We start from the raw sequence: 10,793 nt of genomic DNA on the forward strand, positions 1-10,793 counted from the left end.
CCGTTGTCCGGCCACATGCCGTAGCCGCTCTGGGTGTCGAGGGTGCCGTTGCCGAGCCCCTTCCACAGGAGCAGGTTCCCGTCCGACAGCTTCCCGGCGACGTCCGCCCTGCCGTCACCGTCGAAGTCCAGGCGGAGCTTCGGGGGCTTGGGCGGCACCACGTCGTCCACGATGCTGTTGTTGCGCACCGGGAAGAACTCGCCGTGGCCGGAGAAGTAGGGGTAGGGGATCGTCCGGTGGTGAACGCCGGATCCGGTGAACTCGTAGGCGACGTAGGAGGTCTGGCTGGCGTCGGTCCAGTGGTCGAAGAGGGCGACGTGGCCCTGTGCGCCGGTGGCGGGGTTGAGGAGTGCATCGCCCGCCTTGAGGTCGCTCTTGCTGATCCTGGACGCCACGCCTGAGGGCAGGAATCGGTCGGTAGTCAGGCCGCCACCGGCCGTGGAGAGCTTCCACGCCATCGAGACGTAGCCGGAGCAGTCCTGGCGGTAGCCGTCGTGGTAGGTGGTCCAGCTGTACTTCAGGCCCAGCGGGACCCAGGATTCGGCCCGGGCGAGCGCCTCGGAGCGAGTGACGGCGGGGCTCGCGGTCAGCGCCGGCGCTCCGCTCTCCGTGGGCTGCTTGGCGAAGGTCGGCTGGCCCGCCCCGCCCTTGTCGTGGTCCTCGGGTGAGGTAACGGCATCGGCCGCTGACTCAGGCCGGGCAGCGTGGGCGGCCGGGACGGTGCCGAGGGCCAGGACGGAGAGGGCTATCGAGACGAGCACGGACGTCGTACGCAGAGCAGCACGCTGAGCGGACATGGGTTCCCCCTGACTGTTGCCGGATCGGGCTGGCGATTTAAATCGCCAGCGCAGCCACCCTACGAGATCATCCACGCCCACACAATCACCTTCCGGTACGCGCTCTGAGCCAAGGTGCGTTCGAAAAAGGCCGTTTGACGCGGCGTCCGATGACCAAGCACGTCATAGGGGGAAGTGGCTAGTTAAATCATCGCTTGTGGCGATCGCGATAGTGTGGCGGCACCCGATCGGAGGCGAGAGACGTGCATGCAGGCGAGCCGGAGAGCCCTGGCGCGGACGGTGCCGCGGACCGCAGCCCGGGCCGTGCCGCTCTCATCGCCGACAAGATCGACGCGCTGATCACCCGCGAGGCGGCCAGAGCCGGCGGCCGGGCCCCGACCTACCGTGAACTGGCCGAGCGGATCAACCGGATCGCCGGGCACGACGTCATCTCCAAGGACACGATCCGCAACCTGCACCACGGCGTGACGCAGAAGGGCCAGACGCCGAACCCGACCGTCGAGACCCTGGACTGGCTCGGCCGCGGCTTCGGCATCCGGCAGGGCGCCGCGTACTTCCTCGACGACGCGCGGACGGCCGCCGTCGACGAGCAGCTGGAGCGACTGGAACAGCTCGGCGAGCTCCGGCAGGCACTCGGCAACAACGACGTCGTCAACCTCGTCCAGCGCGCCTCGGGCCTGTCCGACGGCAGCCTCCACATGCTGCTCGCCCTGGCGGACCGCCTCAAGAGCCTGGAGGAGGGGGCGGCCGACCAGGGCGGCCCCGGGGCGCAGGGCGAGCGGTGAACGCCGGGACGGCCACCGGGTGACAGGCCTGCCGCCTGCCACCCGCCGCCTGCGTCTGCCTTGCCGCCCGTTGCCTGCCGCCTGCCGCCTCGCGAAGGAACGTTTCATCACCATGGCACTCCCCCGAGGGCTCCGTAAGCGCTGCGAGGGCATCCTGGCCGACCTCGACCTGCCCGCCCCCTTCACCGTCGAGGACTTCCGTGCCTCGCTGGAGCGGCGCCGCGGCCGGCCGATCGTCATGGAGCCCCTGCCGTCGCTGGGACGCGACGCCCCGTGCGGGCTCTGGATCGCCCTGCCCAGCATCGACGTCATCCTCTACGAGCAGCGCACCACCCCCGCCCACCAGGACCTGATCAAGCTCCACGAGCTCGGCCACGTCGTCTGCGGGCACACCGGCGTCCTCGAACTCCAGCACCTCACCGGACTGATGCCGGACCTGACCCCCGAGTTCATCGCCCAGGCCATGGGGGTGGGCCGCACCAGCTACACCACCGTCGAGGAGCAGGAGGCCGAGATGATCGCCCTCCTGCTGGCCGACCTCGCGAGCACCGACCGCCCCAGCCGGGACCGGGCGTGCACCGCCGCGTCGAGTCGGCTGACCGACAGCCTCCTCCACCCGATACAACCGCTCCGCCGGCGGCGGCGAAACTGATGCGCCCGCTCTTCTCCCTCCTGAGCGCCGCGCTGCTCTGGGCCGCCACCCTCTGGCGGGCCCCGTCCGTGTTCCGTTCCCCCTCCACGCCCGCCTCGCGCGCGCTGTGGGCCACCCTGGCGACCATGGCCCTCGCTCTCAGCACCCGGCTGCCGGCGATCGCGCGCTTCATGGGGGCGGCCACGGGAGTCCCGGAGATCTCCGTCCTCGCCAGGAACCTCCTCGGCCTCGCCACCGCCGTCTTCCTGCTCGACTACGTCCACGCCGTCCACGGCCGCCCCGGTCAGCTCCTCGGCTCGGCCCGGCTGCGGCACCGACTCGCCTTCGCGGCCGGGCTGGCTCTGACGGTGCTGTTCGTCGGCTTCTTCAACCACGACGCGATCAACGCCGACCACATCGACGCCTACTGCGGCGACCCGGCCGTCCGGCTGTACCTCGCCGTCCACTACCTCTTCCTCGGCACGGCCACGGCGCTCGCCGCCCACCTGTTCTGGACGAACCGGCTCTCCGTGCCGCGCGGCCTGCTGCGCGCCGGCGTGCGGCTGCTGGCCGCGGGCTGCGCCGTCGGATTCGGCCACACCGTCTACCGGGTGGTGGTCCTCACCCGGCACGGGAACGCGCCGCCCGACCCGGTGACCGGCCGCCCCGTCCCGGTCGACGACGCCGTCGCCGAACTCCTGCCCGCCGTCGGGGCCCTGCTGCTGGTCCTCGGCATCTCCATGCCGGCGCTGCGGATCGCGCTCCGCTACGTCTACGACCAGAGCGCGATGTGGCGCCTCCACCCGCTCTGGTCCGACCTGGTCCGCGCGGTGCCGCACGTGGTGTTCGGCACCTCGCGCGGACGTGTGCGCGAGCTGTTCGCCTACGGCGACCGGTCGTTGGACCTCGCCCACCGGGCCTTCGAGATCCGGGACGCAGCCCTCGCCCTGAGGGACACCGTGCCCGCGCCGACCCCGCCGGCCACACCCCCGCACCCGGCCGGCCCGACCGGGTGCGCCACGCCCGACGAGGGGGCCGCGGCGGCCGCCGAGGCGCAGTGGCTGCGCGCCGCACTGCACCACCAGGCCCACGGGCAGCCACCGGCCGGTGGCATGCCCCTGGAGCCCGACCATCCGGGCTGCTTGACGCCGCGTGAGGAGATCGCCTGGCTGCTCAAGGTGGCCTCCGCCTACCGCCGTCTGCCACCGCCCCGGCACCTGACGCCTTCACCCGTCCGGGCCTGACGTCTCTCGTGCGCCCCTGCCGCGCGTCGGCGGTGTTCGAAGCCAATGATCATGGCCTGCAGACCGGCGTCGAACACCGCCGGTGGTAGGCGAGCGCCCTCGCAGCGGATCCGCAGGAGTACGCCGTGCGTCATGGCGGATCCGCGGCGTGACGGGGTGCCTACCGGTGGGAGGGAGTCACCGGGCCCCGGGCGATCAGGACGTCGGCTTCGTGGTGCCAGCCGAGGGAGGAGTAGAGGCGCTGCCCTTCCTCACTGGCGATGAGAAGACCGGTACGGGCGCCCTGGGCCACGGCGGCCTGCGCCAGAGCGCTCATCATCGCGCGGCCCAGGCCGCGCCGGCGGTGCGCCGGCTCCGTCTCGATGCGGTCGGCGATCGCATCGGCGCCGACCACGGCGATGACACCGCGCGCCGCCACCTCCCCGGAGGGGTCGTGGAGGGAGACGACCGTGACGGGTCCCTCCGTACGGACCTCGCACGCGTACGGCGCGGCGGGCGCGTGCTGCGGGTGACCGGTCAGATCGGTCGTCATGAGCCACTCGGACCGGTGGAGCAACTCCAGTCCGGCGGCGCGGACGACGGCTTCGACGGCGTCCGGGCGCAGCGTGGGTACCGTGAGCCAGGTGGTCTGCCTCGCGGCGGCGACGGCTGTCGCCAGCCGTGCCAAGGATGCCGGCTCCTCATCCGCCCGCAGCGCGAACACCTCGACCTCACGGCCGGGTTGGTCGCATTCGGATCGCAGGCCGTCCCCGGCGAGCCCGACCGGCTCGGCCTCGGGCAGGGAGCGAGCCACGGTCCAGCCGTTCAGCCAACGTCGCATCGGCTCTGATTCGATCTTCGTCATACGGCGATGAGAACACGGCCGCAACCGGGTGGGCGAGCGAACGGGCCATCCCCGTGGTCCGCCGCGGGGCGGCGCCGCCCCGCGCGGCCACCGGCCGGCCTCCGCCCGCCGGGGAGTCTGCCGTCAGGAGGCGAGCGCGGACGTGCGGGCGGTCGCCAGTTCGTCCACCAGCCGTGCCACCCGCCCGTTGCGCCTCCTCCCCCACCCGTAGCCCGCCAGCATCGACAGCTGATCGCCCTTGCCGGACGCCAGCGCCAGTTCCGGAACGTCGGAGGAGAACAGCGTGCCCGAGACGACGGCGGACTTCACCCCGGCGACCTCGGACCACGGGTAGGAGCGCGAGGTCAGCAGCCCGCTGTACTTCACCCCGGCGGCTCCGAACGACACCCCGGACATCGGGGCCCGGACCGTCAGGACCGCGCCCGGAACGCCCGTCAGGACAAGGGGGATGAGATCGTCGGCTCTGGTGGAATCCGCCGCCACGGAGGCGGCGATCATCAGACAGACGAGCCCGATTGCGAGATAGGCGAGCGCCCAGGGGCTACGCCTCTTTCGTACCGCTCCCCCGCTTCCGTCGTGCACGGTCCCGCCCCCTCGCGTCGGAAGATCCCATCATGGCCGATCGCCCGCGCGCTCGGGAGCCGTTGCGAGGTCCGGCCGTTGGGGCCTAGAGCAAGCCGCCGAGGTGGACGCGGTAGACGATGGTGACGCCGTCGGTGCTCACCTCGGTGCAGAGTTCGCGGCGGTCGATCAGCCAGCCGTTCGTCTCGCACCGCTGCCGGGGTCGGAGCCGGTCGGCGGCCTGCGCCGTCGGCACGCCGGGCGGGCCCGCGAGGTAGAGCGTGCGCCAGCAGGTGGCGCCGTGGCCGTTGCCGCAGTCCTGGCCGGTGCCGGTGACGGTGTAGCCGGGTGGTGGCTGCGGCACGGCCTTCGCGGACGGGACGTCCGCCTCGTGGAAGATCACGAGCGCCAGCAACGGGGTCGCGGCGAGGACGAGGGCCAGTTGGCCGTGGAAGGCGATGCCCACCGCCCGGGACCAGCCGCCCGGGCGCTCCGGACGCGGGCCGGCGATCCGTCGCTCCAGCCACAGGCCGGCCAGGACGACCAGTTCGGCGAGCGGCGTGTACAGCAGGTACAGCTCGGCCTCGCTCCGCAGCTGCATCAGGTCGAGTGCCACCGCGAGCACCAGTGCCAGCCAGAGCAGCAGCACGGCGGCAACGGGGACTCGCAGCGGCGTCGACCGGGCGCGCAGCAGCCAGTGGACGAACGGCAGCAACGCGAACGACACCCCGGCCACGGCCCACATCACGATCCGGAACCCCTCCAGCAGCGGACGACGACACCCCGGGAAGACCGGACGCGCGGGTACCGGTTCCCGGTTCCGGCACGCCGTGAGCGTGCCGGGAACCGGTGGACGGCAGCGGAACCGAGCCCAGGTTCATGATCGTCTACGGGTCGGGCACGGACGGACGGTCAAGCGGGGGGACGGCTATGGCGAGGTCGGTGGGCGTGGTGCTCTGTCTGCTGGCGGCGGGCGTGGTCTGGCTGCTCGGCATGATGTCCGGTGTCGAGACGCGGCCGGCCCGGGCCTGCGTCACCGAGCTCCACGGGTGGGACCCGGTGGAGTACCGGGCACCCGAACACAGGGACATCCGGATCGAGGAGTCGCTGTTCCCGCCCTCGCACGTCTGCCGCTGGCCGGACGGCCGCTCCGTCGAGCTGGTGCCCTGGTGGAACGCCCCGCTCCTGTTCGCCGCGCTGGGCGGCGCAGTCGCGCTGCCGGCGTACCCGCTGGCCCGGCGCCTGGTCGTCCGGCGGCGGGCCCGCCGGCGGGCCCACGACAGTGCGACGTCGGGGGCCGTCCCCACCCGGAGGTAGGCCGACTGGTCGACGACCGGCAGCGGGTGGTCGTTGCCGGGCCGACCCGAGAGCGAGGGACGCCGCCCAGCGGCACCCCTGGGGCTACAGGCTGGTCAGCACCTGGGGGGAGAGCGTCTTGATCATGGTGTTGGTCCAGCGCATCTGGCGCAGGGTCTGCGGGTGGCAGGCAGTGGCCAGATCGAGGAGGCGGCTGTCGCTGCCGGCCCGGGCGGCTTGGGCGAGCATCTCCCAGTGCAGGGAGTTCTCACAGGCTGCCAGGTGCAGGTCGCGCAGGTCGTGCAGGAGCAGCAGGCCGGGTTCGGGGCGGCGGCCGATGGCCTCGGCGGTCTTCTCGCGCAGGGTGGCGAGGATGCCGGGGGACGGGTCGTCGGCGGGGCCGGGGAGATCGAGGTCGTAGTGGCGGGCGGTGTCGGCCAGTCGTTCGGCGTGCTCGCGGGACCAGCGGGCGACGTCGGTGGCGACGTGGTGGACCTCGTGGTCGGTGCGGTGGCGCTCGGCGACGGTCAGCAGGTGCTGCTCCAGGTCGCGTTCGCCGTGGTGCAGGGCCCGCAGGGTCAGGGTGATGCCGCTCATGAACGCCGTCCTTCCCGGGCGGGTGGGTCGGTGTGCTCGGTGGGGTGCTCGGTGGGGTGCTCGGTGGCGTGCGCGGTGGGTCCGCCGGTGGTCGCCAGCACGTGGTGGGGCTCGACGGGCGCGGAGGCGGTGGTGGTCGGCGCGGGGGCCGGCCGGCCCTGCCCGCGTTCGACGAGGGTCAGGCGGGCGGCGGCGGTCTTGAAGAGCGGCTGCTTGGAGACCGGGTCCCAGTCGGTGATGGTGGTCTCGTTCGCGGCCCGCCCGCGGCCGTCGGGCGGGCGATGGCCGGCCGGGGTGTCCCAGTAGCCGTAGTGGAAGGGCAGGAAGACCATGCCGTCGCGGATGGCGGTGATCCGCAGCCGCGCCCGCACCGTCCCGCGGGGGCTGGTGACCTCGACCAGGTCCCCCTCGCCGACGTCGTGGCGCGCGGCCTCGGCGGCGGACAGTTCGGCCCACACCTCGGGGGCTGCGGCGTTGAGCTGGGGGGACCGGCCGGTCTTGGTGCGGGTGTGGAAGTGGTAGAGGGTCCGGCCGGTGGTCAGCTGCAGCGGGTACTCCTCGCTGGTGTCTTCGCGCGGCGGCAGGTACTCGGCGGCCTTCAGAACCGCCCTGCCGTCCGGGTTCAGGGCCCGGTACTCGGTTTCGGAGACGGACGCCCCGGTGGCCAGGTCCTTGCCGTAGGACTCGCAGACGTCGGGGGCGGCCCAGCTGATGCCGTCCGTGTAGAGCCGCTCGGTGCCGTCCGGTGCCTGGGCGGTGCAGGGCCACTGGATGCCGTGGGCGCCTCGCAGCCTGGCGTAGCCGAGGCCGGTGTAGTCGCAGGGCCGGCCCGCGCTGCACTCCTTCCACGCCTCGAACGCGGACTCGGGGTCGTGCCAGCCGATCAGCGGGTTCCCGTCCTTGTCCCGCAGGTCCATGCGGTGGGCGTAGTCGAGGAGGATGTCCAGGTCGGCGCGGGCTTGGCCGGGCGGATCGACGGCCTTCTCGGACAGGTGCACGGTGCGGTCGGCGTTGGTGAACGTCCCGGTCTTCTCCCCCCACGTCGCCGCGGGCAGTACGACGTCGGCCAGCTGCGCGGTCTCGGTCGGGAACAGGTCCTGCACGACGGTGAACAGCCGCTCCTGGCCGAGGATCTCGCGGATCCGGTGCAGCTCGGGCAGGGACACGGCCGGGTTGGTGCCGGAGATCCACAGCATCCGGATCGAGCCCTGTTCGGCGTAGCGGAAGATCTGCATCGCCGGGGTGGGCGGCGCGTAGTGCGGGATCGTGTCCGGGGTGACGTTCCACACCCGTGCGAGGTCGGCGACGTGCTCGTCGTTCTCCCAGTTCCGAAAGCCCGGCAGGTCGCCGTTGGCGCCGCACTCGCGGGTGTTCTGCGCGGTCGGTTGCCCGTTCATCTGCAGCACCCCGCAGCCGGGGCGGCCCAGCATGCCGCGGATCAGATGCAGGTTGTTGACCTGGACGGCGGCGGCCGTGGCCTGGTGGGACTGGTAGACGCCCTGCAGCACCGTGGACAGCAGCCGCTCGGCGCCGCCGAGGAGTTCGGCCGCCTCACCGATCCGCGCGGCCGGCACGTCGCAGATCCGCGCCGCCCACGCGGGCGTGCACTGGGCGAGCCTGGCCTTCAGTTCCTCGAAGCCGACGGTGTGCGCTTCGATGTAGTCCTGGTCGGTGCGGCCGGCGCGGATGATCTGGTGCAGCAGGGCGTTCAGCAGCGCCACGTTCGTCCCGGGCCGGGGGGCGAGGTGCAGGGCCGCGTGCCGGGCCACCGGGGTGGGGCGCGGGTCCACGCACAGCAGCCGCGGTGCGTGGGGGCCGGCCAGCCGGTCCAGGATCCGCATCCACAGCACCGGCTGGGTCTCGGCCACGTTGTGGCCGAACAGCGCGATGACGTCGGCGTGGTCGACGTCGGCGTACGAGCCCGGCTGTCCGTCGCAGCCGAACGTCTCCTTCAGCGCCTGGGCGGCGGTCGCGGTGCACAGCCGGGTGTTGCCGTCCAGGTGGTTGGTGCCGATCCCGGCCCGGGCGATCACGGTGAGCGTGTAGTACTCCTCCAGGAACAGCTGCCCCGTGGTGTAGAACCCGATCGACCCGGGCCCGCGCTCGGCCAGCAGTTCCTTCGAGCGGGACACCACCCGGCCCATCGCCGTGTCCCAGTCGCACTCCACCAGCCGGCCGCCCTCGCGCACCAGCGGCCGCACCAGCCGGTCGGGCGAGGCGTTGGCCTGCCAGCCGAACAGGTCCTTCGGCCCCAGCCGGCCCCGGTTCACCCGGTCGCCGGCCCGCCCCCGCACACCGACGATCACGCCGTCGCGAACCGCGATGTCCATCGCGTCGCCGTTGGAGTGCAGCAACGACGCACTCGGCACCCACCGCTCCACCTCGTCCGGGGCCGTGCCCTCGGCCAGGTGGGTGTCGGTGCGCGCCGGCCACGGCGTGCCGGGCCCGTATGGGACGCGTGTGCCCCAGGGATCCGCGATCCGGTCGACCGACCTCTCCATCGCTCCACCTGTCCGTCGTGCGTTCTGCGCCGCAACCGGCCGGTGCGCGTCTACCCCTCTGGTTCGCCACCTAACTGCGGTCGCACGCCCGCAGGCGGCTGTTCCGGCTGCGGCGCGGCCCGGCGCGGGAGGATCCCGCCCGTTCGGCGGAGGGCCGTCGGGGCACCCTGCTCTCCTGCTCCGGGGCCGGCAGGGCCGGCCCGGGCGGCCCCGGAGCTGAAGGGTTCAGGCGGGGACGGGGGTGAGGTCGGCGCGGCCGAAGAGCAGGGCCCAGCTGCGGGGCAGCTGGGCGAGGATGCGGTCCGTGAGGTGGTCGCCGGCGAGATCGGTGAGGGCGGCCAGCACGGAGGAGGTGTCCCAACGGGCGGCTTCGGGGCTGGTGTTCAGGGCGTGGGCGAGGGCTTCGACGAAGGCCGGGGCGGAGACCGGCGCGGGCAGGGGAAGCTGTGAGGCGAAGACGGCACGGGACCGCTCGGGGAGCACGGCGGCGAGGTCGCAGCGCTCCTCGCCGGTGACCTGGGAACCGAGCAGGGCGAGGACGGCATCGAGCGCGCGTTCGGCCTCGTCGTCGCTCGGGTAGCGGCCGAGGGTGCGGACCTGCTGGATCAGGCGGCGGTGCCGGGTCATGCGGTGGCCTTCCGGAACGGGCCGCCGCGCGGGCGTGCGCGCGGCGGCCTGGGCGGGGGGTCAGGGGCGTCGGCCCGCGGCAGGGCGGCCGAACAGGATGTCGTAACCGGGCGGGAGCTGGAGGAGGACCTGTTGCATCAGGTCGTCGCCGGCGGCCTCGGCGACGGTGGACAGGACGGCACCGATGTCCCACAGGGCCGTGGCCTCGGTGGCGCCCTCGATCCAGGCCGCGGTGGCCCGCACGAACCGGTCCGGGCTGAGCGGTTCCGCGGCCTCCAGGGGGTTGAGCAGGACCAGGGCGAGGGTCTCGGGCAGGCGGGCCGCGAGGTCGGCGCGCACGCCCCCGACCAGATGGGCGCCGAGCAGCGCCAGTACGACCCGGGCGCAGCGTTCGGCCTCCTGGGGCGTGTCGTACTCACCGCGTTCTTGGACGCGGTCCAGGAACGTCTCCCAGCGGAGCGTCACCGCGGGTGCCTCCCTCCGGTCAGGGACGGGGCCGTCCGGGTCGGGGTCGTCAGCGGCGGGGTCGTCAGCGACGGGGTCGTCAGCGACGGGTCGGGGCGTGCCGGACGGTCGGCGGTGCAGAGGGCCGGGGCCAGTCGTCGGGTCAGGCCGGTCAGTGCGAGGAGCCTGGCCACCGGTCGGCCGATGCCGCGCAGGACGAGGTGTGCGCCCTGCCGATCGGCCCGGTTGCGGGCGTTGACGATCGCGTTCAGACCCGAGCAGTCCATGAAGGTCACCTCCGTCAGGTCGAGCACCACCTCGCGGTGCTCCGTCAGCGCGCGGGTCAGCTGGTCGTGCAGGTCCGGGGCGGTGTCGAGGTCGATCTCGCCGTGCGCCCGCACGACGAAGGGGGCGTGGGGCCGGCTGTTCATGGTGGTGCTCGATCCTGGGCCCGGGCCGCGGCGGG

Annotated in this window: 13 protein-coding genes; 4 read left to right on the top strand and 9 right to left on the bottom strand. The window is 73.2% G+C overall.

Annotated elements, in window-relative coordinates; all coding sequences use genetic code 11:
- Positions 1-797: VCBS repeat-containing protein (locus MCM47_RS38335; protein ID WP_238951587.1), on the bottom strand; the 797-nt coding region annotated here is incomplete at its 3' end.
- Between the two features lie 242 nt (positions 798-1,039).
- On the opposite strand from MCM47_RS38335, the gene MCM47_RS38340 reads away from it, so the two are divergent.
- The 3 genes from MCM47_RS38340 to MCM47_RS38350 all read left to right on the top strand — a co-directional run bounded on the left by MCM47_RS38340 (position 1,040) and on the right by MCM47_RS38350 (position 3,457).
- Positions 1,040-1,582 carry a hypothetical protein gene (locus MCM47_RS38340; RefSeq protein WP_238951588.1) on the top strand — a complete coding sequence of 181 codons (543 nt, stop codon included), beginning with the start codon at positions 1,040-1,042 and terminating at the stop codon, positions 1,580-1,582.
- Between the two features lie 112 nt (positions 1,583-1,694).
- Positions 1,695-2,234 (top strand): hypothetical protein, encoded by a 540-nt coding sequence (locus MCM47_RS38345; RefSeq protein ID WP_238951589.1) that lies wholly within the window; start codon positions 1,695-1,697, stop codon positions 2,232-2,234.
- Entirely contained in the window at positions 2,234-3,457 is a 1,224-nt protein-coding gene (locus tag MCM47_RS38350; RefSeq protein WP_238951590.1) for an MAB_1171c family putative transporter, read from the top strand. The genes MCM47_RS38345 and MCM47_RS38350 overlap by 1 nt, the downstream gene beginning before the upstream one ends.
- A 160-nt stretch (positions 3,458-3,617) precedes the next feature.
- Here MCM47_RS38350 and MCM47_RS38355 read toward each other — a convergent pair whose 3' ends face one another.
- The 3 genes from MCM47_RS38355 to MCM47_RS38365 form a co-directional block, all read right to left on the bottom strand.
- The gene (locus MCM47_RS38355) at positions 3,618-4,301 is read right to left on the bottom strand and encodes a GNAT family N-acetyltransferase (RefSeq protein ID WP_238951591.1); all 684 of its coding nucleotides are present in this window, start codon (positions 4,299-4,301) and stop codon (positions 3,618-3,620) included.
- A gap of 123 nt (positions 4,302-4,424) precedes the next feature.
- Positions 4,425-4,799, bottom strand: a complete 375-nt coding sequence (locus MCM47_RS38360) for a hypothetical protein (protein WP_238951592.1) — start codon at positions 4,797-4,799, stop codon at positions 4,425-4,427.
- Between the two features lie 169 nt (positions 4,800-4,968).
- The gene (locus MCM47_RS38365; protein ID WP_238951593.1) at positions 4,969-5,610 is read right to left on the bottom strand and encodes a hypothetical protein; all 642 of its coding nucleotides are present in this window, start codon (positions 5,608-5,610) and stop codon (positions 4,969-4,971) included.
- Positions 5,611-5,792: 182 nt separating this feature from the next.
- On the opposite strand from MCM47_RS38365, the gene MCM47_RS38370 reads away from it, so the two are divergent.
- Positions 5,793-6,179 carry a hypothetical protein gene (locus MCM47_RS38370; protein ID WP_238951594.1) on the top strand — a complete coding sequence of 129 codons (387 nt, stop codon included), beginning with the start codon at positions 5,793-5,795 and terminating at the stop codon, positions 6,177-6,179.
- Between the two features lie 84 nt (positions 6,180-6,263).
- Here MCM47_RS38370 and MCM47_RS38375 read toward each other — a convergent pair whose 3' ends face one another.
- The 5 genes from MCM47_RS38375 to MCM47_RS38395 form a co-directional block, all read right to left on the bottom strand.
- Positions 6,264-6,755: a hypothetical protein gene (locus MCM47_RS38375; protein ID WP_238951595.1), complete on the bottom strand. Its 492-nt coding sequence runs from the start codon at positions 6,753-6,755 to the stop codon at positions 6,264-6,266.
- Complete coding sequence (locus MCM47_RS38380; RefSeq protein WP_238951596.1) at positions 6,752-9,256, bottom strand: molybdopterin oxidoreductase family protein; 2,505 nt, start codon at positions 9,254-9,256, stop codon at positions 6,752-6,754. The genes MCM47_RS38375 and MCM47_RS38380 overlap by 4 nt, the downstream gene beginning before the upstream one ends.
- Before the next feature lie 225 nt (positions 9,257-9,481).
- Positions 9,482-9,883, bottom strand: coding sequence for a DUF2267 domain-containing protein (locus MCM47_RS38385; protein ID WP_238951597.1), 402 nt, complete (start codon positions 9,881-9,883; stop codon positions 9,482-9,484).
- A gap of 60 nt (positions 9,884-9,943) precedes the next feature.
- Positions 9,944-10,348 carry a DUF2267 domain-containing protein gene (locus tag MCM47_RS38390; protein ID WP_238951598.1) on the bottom strand — a complete coding sequence of 135 codons (405 nt, stop codon included), beginning with the start codon at positions 10,346-10,348 and terminating at the stop codon, positions 9,944-9,946.
- Positions 10,345-10,793 (bottom strand): STAS domain-containing protein (locus MCM47_RS38395; protein ID WP_238951599.1); only part of this gene is annotated, 449 nt, incomplete at its 5' end. The genes MCM47_RS38390 and MCM47_RS38395, both read right to left, overlap by 4 nt.

The organism is Kitasatospora sp. A2-31 (assembly GCF_022288725.1).
In the GTDB taxonomy this organism is placed as follows: Bacteria; Actinomycetota; Actinomycetes; order Streptomycetales; family Streptomycetaceae; genus Kitasatospora.